Origin of the sequence: Nitrospira sp. SG-bin1 (assembly GCA_002083365.1) — a bacterium.
Lineage (GTDB): Bacteria > Nitrospirota > Nitrospiria > Nitrospirales > Nitrospiraceae > Nitrospira_D.
Genome location: LVWS01000005.1, coordinates 148535 through 165419, shown reverse-complemented (window position 1 = coordinate 165419; position 16885 = coordinate 148535). Strand labels below are relative to the sequence as shown.

The window sequence follows — 16885 nt, the reverse complement described above, 5'->3', positions numbered from 1 at the left end:
TCTTACTGCACGGACATGTTGCTTGGTGGAGTGGGGGGTACGGCCTCATGGGGGTTTTTGCCCTGCGGCTTACCGCCATGGGGATAGGCACCGTGAGGATTGGCGCCGTATGGCATGGCGCCTCCATGATGTCCCCCGGAACCTTTATGCTGTTCCATCACCTTGTCGTGCTCGGACTTTTCCTTGGCCCGTTGTTCCGGAGTGAGCAAGCCCATGACCTCGCGACGTGTTTTGATCGACGTCATCCGTAGCCCGACTTGCAGATCTTCACTTTGCTTCAGCTTGGCTTCGATCGCGGCGAGATCCGACTGCTCATTATCGGTCAGCGCCTTCAGTTCGCGCTCTGCGATTTGGATATCGGCTTCGGCGTTGATACGGGCTTTGTCAAGGTTGAGCTGAACGTCTTTCAGTTTGGTGACTTGATCGGCGGTGAGTCCAATGTCCTTCTCATGTTTCAGGAGGTGTCGGATCAGGTGCCCGGTTCCGCTGTGCATCATCCCTTTACCAAAACCATGTCCTCCTCCAGCAGCGCCGTGGATGCCTCCTCCATACCCATAGCTCGGATCATTTGCCGAAAGATTTGGTACACCTATCGCCAATAGACATGCCGACGCGACGGCAAAAGCCGCTGTCGTCTTGGATAGAAATGTCATGAATTCCTCCTTGGTTGAGAGGCCCCGAAGTCAAAGCTTGCCATAGCAGTGTTTGCAACGCAAGCGAGCAGTCGTCCGGACATCGGTTGTATTGAGTTCAACGCCGCTGGGCGTGATAGAGAAGTTCCATGCGAGGATCTGGATGCCGTTGCTTGCTCAAACGTTCGTACAACGCCCGTTCGTCATCGCTGATACCGGGTGGCACGACGATTTGTAATGTCAGGAACAGATCGCCATGCCCACCCGTGGCAGAGGGAAGACCCTTTCCTTTCAGTCGTAGTTTCCCATCGGCCTTGCTGCCCGAGGGAACTTTGACCTTCACCGGTTCAGTCAAGGTCGGTGCGGTCACCTCAGCCCCCAAAACGATTTCCCAAGGGTAGACGGGCAGGGTGACATGCAAATCAGAGCCCTGCCGGTGAAAGATAGGATCGGAAGGAATGACCACATGGAGATAGAGGTCTCCGCGTTTCCCGCCATGTTGCCCTGGCTGTCCTTTTCCGGCCACACGGACCCGGGTTCCATCTTGCACTCCCGCGGGAATGCGCACTTCAATGGTCTTGTATTCGGTCGTCATTCCGGTTCCCTGGCAGGTCGTACAGGTTCGGCCTCGCACGGTACCATTCCCTAAACAAGTTGAACAGGTTCGAGGTTCCCGCAGGTTCACGCGCTTGGTGACACCTGTTAGCACTTCGCGCAGCCCCAACCGGACTTCGGTCTCGATATCCTCTCCCGACATGCCGGATGCACCGTGCCCGGCCCCGCCGCGCTCGCGTTTGCGATTCCCAAAGAGGCTCTCAAAAAAATCGGAGAAGGGCTCGCTTGCGGATTCTCCGCCTTGACTACCATAGCCGCCTTCGAAGCCCCAAGGCCCTCCAAATCCCTGTGACTTGGCCTGCTGACGAGCGTTCTCGAAAGCCTGTGCGCGATCCCAGTCGGTCCCGTATTGGTCGTATTTCTTTCGCTTTTCCGGATCGGTCAGGACCTCCTGGGCCTCGTTCAGTTCTTTAAATTTCTTCTCCATCTCAGCTTTCTTTGAGCCTGTATGGAGATCGGGATGGTATTGACGGGCCAAGCGTCGAAAGGCTTTTTTGATGTCGTCGGCAGAAGCAGTTCGAGGGATACCGAGAATCTGATAGTAATCGCGTGGGGGAGTTGCCATACGTGATACGAGATGCGAAACGTGATGGTAAGCATCAGCTTACGGAGTGTAGAAACGGTTTGCAAGGGCCGAATGGGTCAATGAGCGGTCGAAGTCTTGGCGCGGGCCATGAGTTTACAGTAGGAGCAGGTATCGGCTGTGGTGGGTTGGCCACAAGAGCGGCATGGATGGAGCGTGGCCTGGTCTTTTTCAGTCATGCTCGTGGTGGCAGAAACTTTCTTGCGCTGTTTTTCCAGAAAGCCCCAATAGAAGTACTGCTTGGTTCCTGGGGATTCGGTCTCCAGACGGTTCAGGACTTCCTTGTAGAGCAGCGTGCGGGCACCCTGAGCCATGGGGCATTCGTCCACGATGTATTCGATCTTGTTCAGTACGCAGTATGCCGCGAGTTCCCGCTCCGTCAGTCGATAGAGTGGTTTTACTTTCTTGGCGAAGCCTTCCACTGAAGCAGGGAGATTTGGGCTCTGCTTGTCGAGATAGTCTTCTTGCCAATGCAGTACGTTGCCAAGGAGGCGAGCCGCTTCATCGTCGAGGTTATGGCCGGTCGCCATCACATCGTAGTCCTGCTCGATCGCGATGCGGTTAAACTGGTAGCGTTTGAGCGTTCCACATGTACTGCACGTCGGGCGATGGACGATCAACGACAATTCTTTGATGCCGGCGCCTTCTTCCTGTTCGACTGTGTGGGTGTGCAGTGTCGCGCCAAGCGGTGACGCAACGTTCATCGCATAGCGGCGAACCTTTTCTTGCGAGCGATCCGAATACCCGGCGATGCCGAGGTTGACGTAGAGCGCATCAGCCTTGTAGCCGAGCTTCAAGAGAATGTCCCAAAGCGCCAGACTGTCCTTTCCGCCGGAGACTGCGACGAGGATCCGGTCATCTTTTTCAAGCATCCTCAGCGATTTAATCGCTTTAATCACTTGATCATGAATAAAGTTGTTAAAGCAGCCCTTGCAGAACGCCGCATTATGACGCGGCAACTTAAACACGGCTTTGGTTTTACATCTCGTACAATTCATTGTTCAGTTCCGAGTTCCGATCATACGAGTGTGTCAAGATGATTGCAAACTGACTTTATTTGTCGGGCCACCTGCTGAATAGAAGCGCCGACCGATTCATCGGCACTGCGGCAAGGTGGAGAGCGTCAGACAAACGGATTGAGTTAAGTGGTGGATGGAGTGAGACAATGGATCCTACGCACTTCAAGTTCCGCGTGATGTTTGACCAGGGCAGGGTAATAGGCTATGAATGAGACAGCAGGCAATCGGCGGCGAGGCTGAACCTAAGCCGATGAAGCAAGCAATGAAAGTTTACATAATATGTCTTATCAGACTATAACGCTCGAGCTGCTTGGCCGCATCCATAAAGAACTCTCGCTTACCGGACATGCGTTCTACGAGACCATTCTGGCTATTGCGGAGCTGGTTAATCGAAAGGTTCAGGTTATTCGCCTGCATTGGCAGGCGTCGACCCTGCTCCAACGTATCGACGATATCACGGCCACGGTTGGCGAGCAGATCGTCGCGCAGATCTCTGATCGACTACGATATCCAAACCCATCCGATTCCGTCGTGGGTGTCATCGACGACACGTTGAACAGAGCCCTCGCTCGTATTCAGGACTTGAAACAAGCATTGACTGGAGTTGAGGCTGAAATTCGTGGGCTCAAAACTGAGGCGGTTCATCAAGATCTGCTCTCCCTCCAACATGACTTGGCGCTTCGTTCCGGCGGAATCGAACGGTTGACCGTCGTTCGTGGTGCTGCCGCTGTCGGGCAGGCACTCAGTGCGCTCCCGCAGCGGACTTCCGTCTACGTCGCCACGGTCTTGCGAGGTCCATTTCTATTGGCTCCAACCAACGATCTTGTGTTCCGGCCCGACGATATCGTCGTCTTGATCGGTACTCAAGCGGAGCTCAACCAATTTGTGGCATGGTTTACAGGCCAACGTCCTCTCACCGCTTTGGCGAAGCCTGCGCCGGAGAGTAGGCACACCGACCGAGATCGGATACAATAAGATTCGATGTTAGCTCCGAGATCCGCTTTAGTCCGTGTTCTTTCGAGCGCGCTCACCACATTCTCTTTCTTTGTTGTCTCGTTTGCCGACAGCAGTTTGTCCGGGGCTGTCTCGGCCGACTCGCCCGGCATTCGCATGCTGGAAGAGATCCAAACCGTGATTACCGAACTCGCTGAGCAGGCCAAACCTTCTGTCGTCAATCTTTTCCCCATCACCAGCGCCGGGCGATTACGGGAAGGGGGCGGCGACCGCGCGCCAAATGCGTCAGGTTCCGGCTCGGGGCTGATCGTGGATGAAGAAGGCCATATCGTCACGAACAACCATGTGATCGGTGATGCGACGGAAATCGAAGTGCGGTTCTCCGACAAGACCAAGCTGATCGCGCATGTAATCGGCAAGGATCCGGACACCGATTTAGCGGTGCTCAAAGTGACCACGGATCATCCCCTGCCCAGCGCCCGGTTCGGCGACTCAGCCGGCGTCAAGGTCGGCCAATGGGTATTGGCCGTTGGCAATCCGTTCGGACTAGATCGGACCGTCACGCTCGGTGTGGTCAGTGGCATTGGTCGCGAGAACATCAATCTCTCTCGGTACGAGAACTTCATTCAGACCGATGCCTCGATCAACCCGGGCAATTCCGGGGGACCGCTATTTAATCTCCGAGGTGAAGTGATCGGGATCAATACGGCGATCATCAATTTTGCACAAGGCATCGGTTTCGCCATTCCCTCAAACATGGCCAAGCAGGTCATCGAACAGTTATTGGCCAAGGGCAAAGTTGTGCGAGGCTGGCTCGGTGTGGGAATTCAACCGTTGACGACCGAGTTAGCGAAAAAATTCGGGGTGGCTGAAGGGGAAGGGGTTCTCGTGAATGAAGTCTTCGAGACAGATCCCGCGGCCTTGGCGGGAATCAAGCCGGGGGACGTCATCGTCCGTATCGATGGCGCCGTCGTCGATTCACCGAGTAAGTTGTCTCGTTTGATTGCGACGAGTCCTCCCGGTGTGGCCTCGAAGATTGAGGTCGTCCGGGATCTGAAACACCTGACGATCGATGTGCCGCTTACAGAGCGTCGCGAGGCGGCCGTCAGTGCATCGTTCCCTCGACCGGAGGAGAAGTTCGACGTCAAACTTGGTCTTGATGTCCAAGACGTGACCCCTACCTTAGCGGAGCGGTTCAAGCTTCGTGAGTCGAAAGGCGTGCTGATCGCGAAGGTTGAGCCCAACAGTTTGGCTCACACGGAGGGCCTTCGGGAAGGCGATCTCATCAAGGAGGTTAACCGGAAAGAAGTGTCTTCTGTAGGAGAATTTACCGCCGCCATCACGCGATCAAGGCGCGGAGATACCCTTTTGCTCCGCGTGCTGCGGGAAAACAGAGCATTTTATGTCGTGCTCAAAGCCTCCGACTGACCGTCTCAGTGGGTTGTGGCGGCTTGTCCTTCCGCCTTGTGCCGCTCGACGACCCTGGCAGCCAGTTCTTTCGGCACCTCATCGTACTGGGCGAACTCCATGACATAGCTGCCACGTCCTCCGGTCATGGCGTTGAGGGCTGTCGCATATCGAAGCAGCTCGGCCAGCGGAACCAGCGCTTTGATCTGTTCGGCATGGTCCTGCGCGTTGACGGCTATGATTCGACCCCGTCGGGCGTTCAAGTCTCCCATGACCGCTCCAACCGTTTCGGTCGGCGTGTCGATTTCAACCGTCATCACAGGCTCAAGTAACACTGGATGTGCGGTTTCCATAGCCTTCTTGAACGCCATCGATCCCGCGATTTTGAACGACATCTCCGACGAATCGACCACATGATAGGATCCGTCATAGACGGCCACCTGCACATCGACGACTGGAAACCCGCCCAACGGTCCTTCATGCATGGCTTCAATGACTCCTTTTTCCACGGCGGGGATGAAATTTCTCGGAATCGCTCCTCCGACCACGCGATTCTCAAACACGTAGCCTTTGCCGCGGGGAAGGGGCGCCACTTCAAGCCAGCAATCACCGTATTGCCCATGGCCGCCGGTTTGTTTCTTATACTTGCCCTGTGCCTGAGTTTTTGCCTTGAGCGTTTCTCGGTACGGGACCTTCGGGGTGTGAAGCGTGACATCAGCTCCGAACTTTCGATGGAGTTTCTCGAGGGCTAAATCGATATGGAATTGTCCCATACCGCTGAGCACCATCTCTTTGGTTTCGGCGTTGCGTGCGAACTCCAAGGTTGGGTCTTCTTCGATGAGCTTGTGAAGGCCCAGGCTTATTTTATCGATATCCGCCTTAGACTTGGCCTCGATCGCGAATGACAGGATCGGTTTTGATAGGCTCAGCATGGGATAGCAGATGGGGGCAGTCTCCTGACAGAGCGTGTCACCGGTATGCGTGTCCTTAAGTTTCCCGATCGCCACGATGTCCCCTCCTTTTGCGGAGTCGATGGCCACATGACGTTTGCCCAAGACCGTGTAAAAATGGCCGAGCTTTTCCCGCACCTGTTTTGAGGCATTTAGCACCGTGGCATCGGCATGGACCGTTCCCGACAACACACGGCAATAGGATAGCCGACCGACGAAGGGGTCGATGATAGTCTTGAAGACGTAGGCCGAAAACGGTTCCTGCGCACTCCCCTTCCGTTCACACCCTTCGTGAGTGTCCGGATGGATACCGTGCCATGGATGGGTCACGCCACGCTCGGAGGGTGACGGTAGCAACGTAACGATGGCGTCCAATAGGGACCACACTCCGACGTTTTGCGTGGCGGATCCACCATACACAGGGAGAAATTGTCTTGTCTGGATAACGTGTCGAAGTCCTTCCAGAAGGTCTTCTTGGCTCAAGTCTCCTTGACGTAAGTAGGTCTCCAACAAGGCTTCCCTACTTTCGGCGACCGCCTCCACGAGTTGCTTGCGCGTTCCACTGAGAATGCTTTCCAGGTCGTTTGAAATAGGGGCGTGTTCGACTTTCGCAGAACTCTGCCCGGATCGCACAAGCTTCTCATGCCGCACATCCACCACGCCGTCCAAACCCACCCCAGGGTGGAGAGGCACCGTCATTGGTATTGGAGTACAGCCAAGCTGCTTGCGGCAAGTCTCCAGCGCGTTCTCGAACAATGCGCCTTCCTTATCAAGTCCATTGACGAACAGGAGACACGGAAGGTCCAGCTCTTTGATCCTCGCCCACAGCCGCGCCAGCTCCGTCCTCACCCCCATATTTCCGCTCAGTAGAAGGATGACCGCATCGACGGCCTGTAATGCGGCGAGCGGTTCGCCGAGAAGATCAAGGGCACCGGGAGTGTCGATCAGAGTGATGTTGGCATGATTCCACGTGAATTGAAGGAGGCTGGTACTGGTCGACGTGCGATGACGAAGTTCTTCCGGTTCAAAATCAGAAACGGTGGTACCCTGTGTCACGGAACCGAGCATGGGAACGGCTCCGCCGACGTACAGCAAGGCCTCACTGAGCGAGGTCTTGCCCGTACCGGCGCTGGATACGATCGCCACGTTTCTGACGGGTTCCACACGGGGGGTTGTTTCCATGGTCTACCCTCCTTATAGGATATGGGGTTTACGCCATTCGTTTCCTCATATTTCTCATGCCGGTGTTTCTGGTCAATATCACCTTAGGAGTCGCCGGATTCATTTCGCTGCCCTATCAGCCATCCTTCGTCGGCAAAGCTGACGTACCGACCGTCTCCAATGATCACGTGGTCCAATACGCGAATTCCCAGCAGATTACCGGCAGTCACGAGTCGATCGGTCAGTCGCCGATCCTCCGGGCTTGGTGTCGGATCTCCGCTGGGATGATTGTGCAGGAAGATGACGGCGGCTGCTGATTCACGAACAGCGAGCGAGAAGACTTCGCGTGGATGCACGATGCTGAGCGTGAGGCTTCCTTCCGAAACCGTGATCTCTTTGATCACTGTATTTTTGGCGTCCAACAACACGACCTTGAAGAGTTCATGTTTCACATCACGGAGCGCAGGGTGAAAATGTTTGAACAGTTGCGCACTCGATGAAATACGCGTTCCAGTGGACATTGGGACAGCGAGAGACCGTCTTCCTATCGCCAACGCCGCCTTGAGTTGAGCCGCTTTGGCCGGGCCGACGCCCGGGATGGCGCAGAGTTCCTCAATACCGCATGCCGCCAGTCCTCCCAGTCCACCTACCAGATCGAGGAGTTCGATAGCCACCTGCACGGCGGAGGAATCCCGCCGGCCGGTTCTTAACAAAATGGCGAGAAGGTGGGCATCGGATAAGGCCTCCGATCCTTTAGCAAGGAGACGTTCACGGGGGCGTTCCGTCTTTGGCCAGGATACGATGCCTTTTTGCCGCCCTTTGCTTATCATGAAACATCCTTGGCGTGACAAAAAATTGACGGCCCGGACTCTTTTGTACTGACGAACAAGAAGAAATTACCAGCCTAAGGCAAATACGTAATTCATAACCCATTGAAATGCTGGACTATGACAAATTGGTGCAGCTTTTGCTTGACATTGTCAACAGCTGTGAACGTAGCCACCTTGGGAGGGATCAATGGAATGTCCGAAGTGCAAGGGGATGATGATGTTGGAACGGTTTTCAGATTTCTTTCTCGTGTTTTATGCATGGAAATGCATCAATTGCGGTGCCATCATTGACCGCACCATCTCTAACAACCGCAGAAAGAGCCTGGCTGCCCGTGAATCTCAAACCGTCACGGCTCGGTAAAATCATCATCGTCAGACAAGGAGCCCTGACCTTCTCATGAGGTCCCTGTCGGATCCTAAGGTGAGGGTGTCTAGCCGAACGTACAAGAAGAGACAAGAGTATTATAATCTTCCGCTGCAAGACGGTCAAAATGAGGAGCGCCAAAGCTCCTTCCGCAGTTTAAATTTTACTTGGCCTACCGTTCCCCTTTTCCTTTACATTTCTTGACCCCTTCAAAAACGCTATGTTAGAGTTCCGCACCTAGTCGATGTTGTCTGGTATGCGTGTGATCGCCGGTATCCACCGTGGTCGCCGACTCTACGGGCCAAATAAGCTTGCTCTTCGCCCAACCTCTGATCGGGTTCGTGAAGCGCTGTTCTCAATTCTTGGCCATCGCCTGGCAAATAGCCGATTTTTGGACCTGTATGCAGGGACTGGAGCGGTGGGGATTGAAGCCATAAGTCGTGGAGCCAGGCACGTGACCTTCGTGGAGTCGAACCGACAAGCATTGACGTTGCTGCAGCAAAACCTGGCGCTCTGCCATCTCGGTGATGAAATAGTTGTATCAGGTCGGACCGTCCAACAGTTTCTGAACCATTCTGATCAATGGAATGGTCCCTATGACATCATCTTTGCTGATCCGCCCTATGCCGAGGCGCCGGAGTTTCCGGCATTGCTCGCTGAACTACGGAGCGATGAGTTGTTTGCGTCGGACTCGTGGCTGGTCATCGAACATGCGACAAAGGCTGTTTTGCCGATGTCGATGGGATGCACTCGATTCTTACGGCGGTATCGCTATGGCGATACCGCTTTATCCCTCTACTTCCGTTCCGACGCAGCACAGGCATGAAAATCGGTATCTGTCCAGGCACCTTTGATCCTATTACGCACGGCCATACTGACATCATTACGCGCAGCCTGCGCGTATTTGATAAGGTGGTCGTGGCCGTCGCTCCAAATCCTTCCAAACACCCACTCTTCAATTTGGCAGAGCGACTTGATATGGTACAGCTGGTCATGAAGGACGTCGGTCAAGTGGAGGTGACTTCGTTTGATGGATTGTTGGTCGACTATGTCGAGAGATCAGGAGCCCATGCGATTATCAGAGGCTTGCGCGCTATTTCTGATTTTGAACATGAGTTTCAGATGGCGCTTGTCAATCGAAAGTTAGCGAAGACGGTGGAAACTGTTTTTTTGATGCCTAGCGAAGAGTACTCATATCTGTCCTCGACGATCATCAAAGACGTGGCCCAACACGGTGGAAATTTGACGGGGTTCCTTCATCCTGAAGTAGCACGCCGTTTACAAGAGCGTGTTCGGAGTCTCAAATCATGAAACTGGCCGCCCGGGTTAGCCGTATTGCTCCCTCCCCCACCCTCGCAATGGCCGCTACAGCCAAGGCCATGGTCGCACAAGGGATTGATGTAGTAGATTTTTCAACGGGCGAACCGGACTTTGATACACCGGAACCGGTCAAAGCTGCGGCGGAAGCGGCAATACGTGAGGGGTTTACAAAGTACACGCCTTCGTCCGGAATCGATGAGTTACGAGGAGCCATTGCCGACAAACTCCAGTCTGAACTCGGGATTCGGTATGAGAAGTCTCAAGTCCTGGTCTCCTGCGGAGCGAAACACTCGCTCTACAATTTAGCAGAAGCTTTTCTTGAAGTCGGTGATGAGATTATCATTCCGATTCCCTATTGGGTCTCTTACTCGGATCAGGCGCTTCTCAATGATGCGAAACCGGTGCTGCTACCAACCAAGGAGGAGGACGGTTACACAGTCCATACATCAGAGTTGGAACGACTCATTACGCCGAGAACCAAAGCCATCATTGTGAATAGTCCGTGCAACCCGACTGGTGCAACCTACGATCGCGTGGCGCTGGAACAGATTGCCGCGGTTGCGGTCCGACACGACCTCTTGGTCGTTTCGGATGAGATTTATGAAAAGGTGTTGTACGATGGGGCGAGGCATCTCAGTATTGCTTCATTGGGATCGGAGATCGCTGCGCGAACCGTCATTATCAATGGAGTTTCAAAGTCTTATGCCATGACCGGATGGCGAATTGGGTACGCGGCCGGTCCGAAGGACCTCATTACTGCTATGGCCAATATCCAAAGCCAAAGCACGTCGAATCCATGCTCGATCTCGCAGAAGGCTGCCCTTGCCGCGTTACGCCTGGGTGAACCCTTCACTCGCAAGATGGTGGACGAGTTTTCCCGCCGCCGGACCACCATCGTCGAGGGATTGAACAAGATTCCCGGTGTGTCATGCCGAATGCCAAGTGGGGCCTTCTACGCCTTTCCGAATATCAAAGGCTTGTTGGGGAAACGCGGGCCTTCCGGGGTGATAAAGACTCCGAACGATCTTGCCCAGTATCTCTTGAACGAAGCGAGAATTGCAGTCGTTCCAGGTGAACCCTTTGGAAGCTCGGAGCATCTCCGGCTGTCCTACGCCACCAGTATGGTGAACATCACTCGTGGGCTTGAGCGACTTCAGCAAGCGTTTGCGAAATTGGTGTAACGGAGGACTCACTCAGCGAGCCGTATGTAACGATAGAAGGGAGGAATACGGTGCCGATTTACGAATATCAGTGCGACAGCTGCTCGTATCGTTTTGAAGTCAAGCAGAGCATCAAGGATGATCCACTTTCGACCTGCGAAAGGTGCGGGAAGGCGGTCAGGCGGCTGATTTCATCGCCGGGGATCATGTTTAAAGGGAGTGGTTGGTACGTAACCGATTATTCCGATAAACTCAAACCGCCGTCGGCGGCCGGAAGCGAAAGCAGCCCGACGAAGGCGGAAGAGAAGAAGGAATCAACTTCCGCAGCGCCTGCGGCATCTTCGACTGCTCCTGCGACACCAGCAGCCTCCACCAGTTCGTCACCCGCCTCATCCAGTTCGACGACCTCCTCCTCTTCATAGCCTGCTTATCGAACACCGACTGCCTTGGGAACCGACGCTCTGGCGCCGCTCTTGGCGGATGGTTTTCCCGCGGTCTTCACAGTCGGCTTCGTCTTTGTTTTATGCGGCGATGCGTTCGAACCCATCGCCTTCAACGCCCTGGCTCGGGCTGTGTCCAACTGATTTTGGAGGCTAGTGATCATCCCCGTTTTTTCCCGGTTGAGGCGGGTAAGTTCATCGATTTGCCCCTGCACATCTAGTTTGGCCCTGGTTAAATCGATGACTTGAGCTTGGAGCTGAGCCTTCTCGATCGTCAGGGTTTGTATGTCGGATCGCAATTGTTCGATCTCAGCCTGCAAGGCGGGAGGCCAATAATCACATCCCACAAGGGCCAGTGGGAAGCTAAAGGCGATTACAGTACCGAGTAACCGCATCGAGTGGCTTGTCATGGCCCTCTCCTTCCATCGGTTCGATCAATTCCCCATCGTATGTTCGGTGTAGAGGTTGCGCGTCGCCGGTCTTTTGTTCGCACCCTATTGAGATAAGGTATTCTAACAGATCCGATGAATTGGCTACGAAAAAGATCGGCCCTGGCTGTTTGGATCTAGGCGGTGCGATGGAGGAAAGCACGCCCTTTGCGTGGGCGAGTCTTCCCGATGCGATTGTGGATGTATCTCAGATTATGCCTTGAGTGCCCGATGTGCGATGTCGGTCCGGAAGTGGCATCCCTCAAAAGAGATTGCCTTCGCGACTCGATAGGCCTCGCGTTGTGCCTCGGATAACGTGTGTCCTCGACCGAGAACACCGAGGACGCGGCCTCCCGCTGTCACGATATCCTTGCCTTGCCGGCCGGTACCTGCATGAAAGACGACGGGAAAGGGTGACGTTGTCCCATCTGTGGGGAGTCCTGAAATTACCATCCCAGACTGGTAAGGTCCAGGATAACCCCCTGAGGCCATCACGACACAAACTGCGGCGTCCTGATGCCATTCAACTGTGAGGTGGTCAAGCCGATGATCGACGACGGCGTCAATGACATCGAGGAAATCGGTCTTGAGCAAGGGCAGCACAACTTGTGTCTCGGGATCGCCCATACGAGCGTTGAATTCGAGCACGTAGGGCGTCCCCTTCACGACCATGAGTCCTGCGTAAAGGACACCTTGAAACGGCGAGCCGAGCCGTGCCATGGCATCCACCATCGGCTGCAAGATTTCATGACGGACTCGCTCCTGGATCTCCACGGTCCCTAGCGGTGCCGGGCAGTAGGCTCCCATCCCGCCGGTATTTAAACCTGTGTCACCATCGCCAACCCGCTTATGATCTTGCGCCGGCGGCATCGGTACCACGGTATTGCCGTCGGTAAATGCCATGATCGTCAGCTCTTCTCCATCGAGAAATTCTTCGATCAGCACCTGTTTGCCGGCTTGGCCGAACACCGCCTTTTCCATCGAATCCACGACAGCTTGCCTTGCCTGCTCGCGAGTGGTCGCGATGATGACGCCCTTTCCTTGAGCCAGCCCGTCCGCTTTGATCACAACCGGCAATGCATGGCCTTCGGCATAGGCCAGTGCATCAGAAGTTTTTTCGAAACTCTTGGCGTGAGCCGTCCGAACCTTCGCTTGTGCCATGATCTCCTTGGAGAAGATCTTGCTGGCTTCCAGGCGGGCGGCGTTCCGGGTCGGTCCAAACGTCCTGAGCCGTGCCTTGCGGAATTCGTCAACAAGACCCGCCGCAAGAGGCGCTTCAGGTCCGATTATCGTCACATCGATCTTTTGTTGGAGCGCGAAGTCTTTCAGGCTGACAATGTCGTCCGATTTGATGGGGATACATGTCGCCGATGACGCAATCCCCGCATTGCCTGGGGCACAATAGAGGACTGGTTTGCGAGGACTCTGCGCGAGCTTCCACACCATCGCATGCTCACGCCCTCCACTGCCGACAACGAGGATGTTCACGTATAGACCTTTCCTTGATGGGCCTAGACGGCGGGAACGTACACTGGTCCGGCGATGTCAGACCGAGGCTAAGGTTGAGGCTGAGATAAGCGACACATCTTGATGCGCTGCTTTTGGCCTGAACCTCCACTCGGGCTCAGTGCCTAAAATGCCGCATGCCTGTCAGAATCATCGCCATCCCATGTTCATCCGCGGCCTTGACGACTTCCGCATCGCGGATCGATCCCCCCGGTTGAATGACGGCTGTGATGCCGACCTCGGCTGCAGCATCGAGGCCGTCGCGGAACGGGAAGAACGCGTCCGAAGCCATGACGCACCCCTTGACCGGCATTTGCGCCTTCATGGCCGCCAATTTGACGGAGTCCACTCGGCTCATCTGTCCCGCCCCGATGCCGACGGTCTGGCCCGGCATCGCATAGATGATGGCGTTGGACTTCACATGCTTGCAGACCTTCCATGCGAAGGCACAAGCGGCGTATTCATCATTCGTCGGTTTACGGATTGTCGGCACGGTCAGTGCGCGAAGGTCCGCCAAGACACCGAGATCGCGATCCTGTACGATGAGACCTCCCACGAGTTTCTTCAGATCGAGCCCGTCCTGCTTCACCTTCGTCAACGCTCCCACGTCCAATAACCGTAAATCCTTCTTCCGCTTCAACTCGGCTAATGCGTCTTCCGCGAATCCCGGAGCGATGACCACTTCGACGAACGTGGACGTGATTTCCTTGGCGGCCGCCAAATCCACCGGCCGGTTGAAGGCGATCACTCCGCCGAACGCTGATACGGGATCGGTCTCTCTCGCCTTGACATAGGCCTCCACCGGTGTCGCTCCGAGCGCCGCCCCGCAGGGATTGTTATGTTTGATGATCGCGACGGCCGTCTCCTCATATTCCTTCACCAACTCGAGAGCGGAATTCGCATCGAGAAAGTTGTTGTAGGACATCGCCTTGCCATGCAGGATCTTGCCGCGAGAAACCGATGGCTCTTTACTGTCCAACTCCCGGTAGAAAGCACCTTGCTGATGAGGGTTTTCTCCGTAGCGGAGCGTCTCCGCCAACTCAAATTGCAGGGACAATACCTTCGGGAACTTGACTTCCCCGCCTCGCGCGTGCTTTTCCAGGTAGCTGGCGATCAGTGCATCGTAGCGCGCCGTATGCTGGAACACTTTCATCGCCAGTTCGCGGCGCAGCGCCGGCGTGGTCATGTTGGTTTTCACAGCCTCCAGCACTCTGGCATAATCGGCCGGATCGACCACCACCAAGACATCGTCATGATTCTTCGCGGCGGAGCGCAGCATGGACGGGCCGCCGATATCGATATTTTCAATGGCGTCCTCGAAGCGGCAATCAGGCTTCGCGATCGTGGCTTCAAAGGGGTAGAGATTGACGACGACGACATCGATCGGACCGATTCCATGTTGCGTCATCTGTGCGACATGCGCCGGCAGCGAACGCCGGCCCAGCAAGCCGCCGTGGATCTTGGGGTGGAGCGTTTTTACACGACCATCCAGAATCTCCGGCGACCCGGTATAGGCCGCGACATCCGTAACGTTCACGCCGGCGTCGCGAAGCGCTTTCGCCGTTCCTCCCGTGGACAAAATTTCCGCGCCCAGCGCTTCCAGCCCCTTCGCCATTTCGATGATTCCGGTCTTATCTGAAACACTGATCAACGCCCGCTTGATGCCGGCCATGTGAGTACTCCTTAGAATCGTATGTGAGGTGGAAGAATTCCGTCGACCACGAAAGGCGAGCGAAGGATAACAAAATGAGTCGGGTAAGTTCAAGGCGACATCTTACTGACCGCCTCATCAGGGAGAGACTTGAAGTCAATCCATCGGTGGCGGCCGAGGCAGTCAGATTGGCGGTTTCTTCGCTCGGCCTGTTTTTGTCCATCGCTATGAGTCAGAGGCATCAGCCGGTCCCAACCAACGTGTCATTGACGTTGGCGCTGCCATTCGAGTAATGTTTCCTCGGCGATGCGGTGAGGAGTCCCCATGCATTCCCCTACATAACCATTCACTATGGAGGTGCGCTATGCTGGCTGGTCGATTGGTGAAACTGATCGAGAAAAATTCCGAACAGCTTGCTCGAGAACTCAGCGAGAAAGTGTGGAACTCTCCACGTTGTAGCGACCTCCGTAAAGTCCCACCAGATGAACTCCGCGCCCGTACCCGCGAGATCTACCAGAATCTGAATAACTGGCTGATGGACATGACCGAAGCGGAAGTCGAGCAGCGTTACACGGAGCTTGGCGCGCGCCGCGCGACGCAAGGTGTGGCGTACAGCCACTTTCTCTGGGCCATCACCGCTACGAAGGAGCACATGTGCGCCTTCGTCCAACGGGAAGGCTTATCCGATAGCGCCATCGAACTGCACGGGGAGTTGGAGCTGATGCATCTGCTCAACCAATTCTTCGACCGCGCTTTGTACTTCACCGCCGTAGGCTACGAGCGGGAGCGAACCCGAATCGGAACAAATTTAAGAAGACGCAAGGATGACGTCCAGAAGGTATACCTCTAATGTCTTCTGGAGGGAAAATTCGTACCGTCCTGTCTACTGACGGGCTCACCGCATGAGGGTGGGCCCATACTTACGTCCTCCTACCCGTATCGTTCTCTCCACTGTTTCAGAGCTTTGAGCACGGAATCTACATCCCTTCCTTTCTCCGTCAAGAACAGGCCACTCCGGTGGATGGTCGCTGCGGGTGACGGGTGATCGGTGCTCGGCTATATCGGAAACGATTCCCAACGCATGTTGTCTTCACCCACCCACTTCACCAATCCGCGCCCAGCCGGTCAATGACGATGCGATGCACCACGGCGTATTTTCCAAGTGTTGAGAGATACACTGCTGCCTCCGCCACATCGAATGGATCGATCTTTTCACTGCGCTCGATGTCTGCCGGAGAGGCATCCACCAACTCGTCCGCCACTGCCGCTGGACAAATGGCGCTGACCTTGATGTGATGGTGACGACCTTCGTCAGCCAATGATTCGGTCAGCGCCATAATGCCGTGTTTCGATGCACTGTAGGTTCCGGTGCCCGCCCAAGCTTGCAACCCGGCCACGCTCGACATGTTGATGATCACACCGCCGCCCTGCCGTTTCATCTGTCGGAAGCCAGCCCGGCAGCAAAAGAACGTGCCGCGCAAGTTGATGTTCATCACATCATCGAATGCCTGCGTACTCGTCTCAGCTAGACGCCCTCCTCCGCCGATACCGGCGTTGTTGACGAGAATATCGATCCGGCCATAGTGGGCTACCGTCTGCGAGATCAGCCGTTCTACCTGCTGCTCGTCGGCCACATTGGTTTGCATAGCCAAGGCTTCTCCGCCATGTTGCCGTATCTGTTCAACTGTCTGCCGACAGAACGCCATTCGTCGAGCGGCAACGATCACCTTCGCCCCTTCCTGGCCGAACCGAAGGGCGATGGCCTTACCGATTCCGCTACTGCTGCCCGTGATAATCGCAACTTTGTCCTTAAGTCGCGATGGACCTGGCATACTTTCTGTCATAACGTTATACCGTAACGGACT

15 protein-coding genes and 1 pseudogene are annotated in these 16885 nt (G+C 55.2%); 7 read left to right on the top strand and 9 right to left on the bottom strand.

From position 1 onward, the window contains the following. Positions 1-2: 2 nt before the first annotated feature. The 3 genes from A4E19_13250 to A4E19_13240 all read right to left on the bottom strand — a co-directional run bounded on the left by A4E19_13250 (position 3) and on the right by A4E19_13240 (position 2828). Positions 3-653: a hypothetical protein gene (locus tag A4E19_13250; GenBank protein ID OQW37635.1), complete on the bottom strand. Its 651-nt coding sequence runs from the start codon at positions 651-653 to the stop codon at positions 3-5. A gap of 97 nt (positions 654-750) precedes the next feature. Continuing rightward, on the bottom strand, positions 751-1812 hold the full coding sequence (locus tag A4E19_13245) for a hypothetical protein (GenBank protein OQW37634.1): 1062 nt from the start codon (positions 1810-1812) through the stop codon (positions 751-753). 77 nt (positions 1813-1889) lie between these two features. Next, positions 1890-2828 (bottom strand): ATP pyrophosphatase, encoded by a 939-nt coding sequence (locus tag A4E19_13240; GenBank protein OQW37633.1) that lies wholly within the window; start codon positions 2826-2828, stop codon positions 1890-1892. Positions 2829-3128: 300 nt separating this feature from the next. Between A4E19_13240 and A4E19_13235 the strand changes: the two genes are divergently transcribed. Next, positions 3129-3824, top strand: coding sequence for a hypothetical protein (locus A4E19_13235; GenBank protein OQW37632.1), 696 nt, complete (start codon positions 3129-3131; stop codon positions 3822-3824). A gap of 117 nt (positions 3825-3941) precedes the next feature. Then, positions 3942-5231, top strand: a pseudogene (locus A4E19_13230) (serine protease). A gap of 5 nt (positions 5232-5236) precedes the next feature. Here the strand turns inward: A4E19_13230 and fusA are convergent. Together fusA and A4E19_13220 are read right to left on the bottom strand one after the other, a co-directional pair. Continuing rightward, the gene (gene fusA / locus A4E19_13225; GenBank protein OQW37631.1) at positions 5237-7342 is read right to left on the bottom strand and encodes an elongation factor G; all 2106 of its coding nucleotides are present in this window, start codon (positions 7340-7342) and stop codon (positions 5237-5239) included. Positions 7343-7425: 83 nt separating this feature from the next. Further along, entirely contained in the window at positions 7426-8151 is a 726-nt protein-coding gene (locus tag A4E19_13220; GenBank protein OQW37630.1) for a hypothetical protein, read from the bottom strand. A 620-nt stretch (positions 8152-8771) separates the two neighbouring features. Here A4E19_13220 and A4E19_13215 point away from each other — a divergent pair. Genes A4E19_13215 through A4E19_13205 form a run of 3 tightly spaced genes read left to right on the top strand, consistent with a single transcriptional unit; the run spans position 8772 to position 11016 of the window. Next, complete coding sequence (locus tag A4E19_13215; GenBank protein ID OQW37629.1) at positions 8772-9341, top strand: hypothetical protein; 570 nt, start codon at positions 8772-8774, stop codon at positions 9339-9341. After that, a complete protein-coding gene (coaD, locus tag A4E19_13210) occupies positions 9338-9826 on the top strand; it encodes a pantetheine-phosphate adenylyltransferase (protein ID OQW37628.1) in 489 nt (162 codons plus the stop codon). The genes A4E19_13215 and coaD overlap by 4 nt, the downstream gene beginning before the upstream one ends. Continuing rightward, positions 9823-11016 carry an aspartate aminotransferase gene (locus tag A4E19_13205; GenBank protein OQW37627.1) on the top strand — a complete coding sequence of 398 codons (1194 nt, stop codon included), beginning with the start codon at positions 9823-9825 and terminating at the stop codon, positions 11014-11016. The genes coaD and A4E19_13205 overlap by 4 nt, the downstream gene beginning before the upstream one ends. Positions 11017-11422: 406 nt before the next feature. On the opposite strand, the gene A4E19_13200 is transcribed toward A4E19_13205, so the two are convergent. From A4E19_13200 to purH, 3 genes are all read right to left on the bottom strand, one after another. Continuing rightward, positions 11423-11845: a hypothetical protein gene (locus A4E19_13200; GenBank protein ID OQW37626.1), complete on the bottom strand. Its 423-nt coding sequence runs from the start codon at positions 11843-11845 to the stop codon at positions 11423-11425. A 231-nt stretch (positions 11846-12076) separates the two neighbouring features. Further along, positions 12077-13351: a phosphoribosylamine--glycine ligase gene (locus A4E19_13195; protein OQW37625.1), complete on the bottom strand. Its 1275-nt coding sequence runs from the start codon at positions 13349-13351 to the stop codon at positions 12077-12079. Positions 13352-13487: 136 nt separating this feature from the next. Continuing rightward, positions 13488-15041, bottom strand: a complete 1554-nt coding sequence (purH, locus tag A4E19_13190; protein OQW37624.1) for a bifunctional phosphoribosylaminoimidazolecarboxamide formyltransferase/inosine monophosphate cyclohydrolase — start codon at positions 15039-15041, stop codon at positions 13488-13490. Positions 15042-15115: 74 nt separating this feature from the next. Between purH and A4E19_13185 the strand changes: the two genes are divergently transcribed. Further along, a complete protein-coding gene (locus tag A4E19_13185; protein ID OQW37623.1) occupies positions 15116-15313 on the top strand; it encodes a hypothetical protein in 198 nt (65 codons plus the stop codon). A gap of 71 nt (positions 15314-15384) precedes the next feature. Further along, a complete protein-coding gene (locus tag A4E19_13180) occupies positions 15385-15870 on the top strand; it encodes a hypothetical protein (GenBank protein ID OQW37622.1) in 486 nt (161 codons plus the stop codon). Positions 15871-16123: 253 nt separating this feature from the next. Here A4E19_13180 and A4E19_13175 read toward each other — a convergent pair whose 3' ends face one another. Next, positions 16124-16852 (bottom strand): hypothetical protein, encoded by a 729-nt coding sequence (locus A4E19_13175; protein OQW37666.1) that lies wholly within the window; start codon positions 16850-16852, stop codon positions 16124-16126. Positions 16853-16885: the final 33 nt, after the last annotated feature.

Bases quoted from the DNA above. Each gene is read 5' to 3' on its own strand.
- A4E19_13205 (OQW37627.1), top strand. From the start codon at position 9,823: ATGAAACTGGCCGCCCGGGTTAGCCGTATTGCTCCCTCCCCCACCCTC.
- purH (OQW37624.1), bottom strand. From the start codon at position 15,041: ATGGCCGGCATCAAGCGGGCGTTGATCAGTGTTTCAGATAAGACCGGA.
- A4E19_13180 (OQW37622.1), top strand. From the start codon at position 15,385: ATGCTGGCTGGTCGATTGGTGAAACTGATCGAGAAAAATTCCGAACAG.
- A4E19_13250 (OQW37635.1), bottom strand. From the start codon at position 653: ATGACATTTCTATCCAAGACGACAGCGGCTTTTGCCGTCGCGTCGGCA.
- fusA (OQW37631.1), bottom strand. From the start codon at position 7,342: ATGGAAACAACCCCCCGTGTGGAACCCGTCAGAAACGTGGCGATCGTA.
- coaD (OQW37628.1), top strand. From the start codon at position 9,338: ATGAAAATCGGTATCTGTCCAGGCACCTTTGATCCTATTACGCACGGC.
- A4E19_13200 (OQW37626.1), bottom strand. From the start codon at position 11,845: ATGACAAGCCACTCGATGCGGTTACTCGGTACTGTAATCGCCTTTAGC.
- A4E19_13240 (OQW37633.1), bottom strand. From the start codon at position 2,828: ATGAATTGTACGAGATGTAAAACCAAAGCCGTGTTTAAGTTGCCGCGT.
- A4E19_13245 (OQW37634.1), bottom strand. From the start codon at position 1,812: ATGGCAACTCCCCCACGCGATTACTATCAGATTCTCGGTATCCCTCGA.
- A4E19_13175 (OQW37666.1), bottom strand. From the start codon at position 16,852: ATGCCAGGTCCATCGCGACTTAAGGACAAAGTTGCGATTATCACGGGC.
- A4E19_13235 (OQW37632.1), top strand. From the start codon at position 3,129: ATGTCTTATCAGACTATAACGCTCGAGCTGCTTGGCCGCATCCATAAA.
- A4E19_13220 (OQW37630.1), bottom strand. From the start codon at position 8,151: ATGATAAGCAAAGGGCGGCAAAAAGGCATCGTATCCTGGCCAAAGACG.
- A4E19_13185 (OQW37623.1), top strand. From the start codon at position 15,116: ATGAGTCGGGTAAGTTCAAGGCGACATCTTACTGACCGCCTCATCAGG.
- A4E19_13215 (OQW37629.1), top strand. From the start codon at position 8,772: ATGCGTGTGATCGCCGGTATCCACCGTGGTCGCCGACTCTACGGGCCA.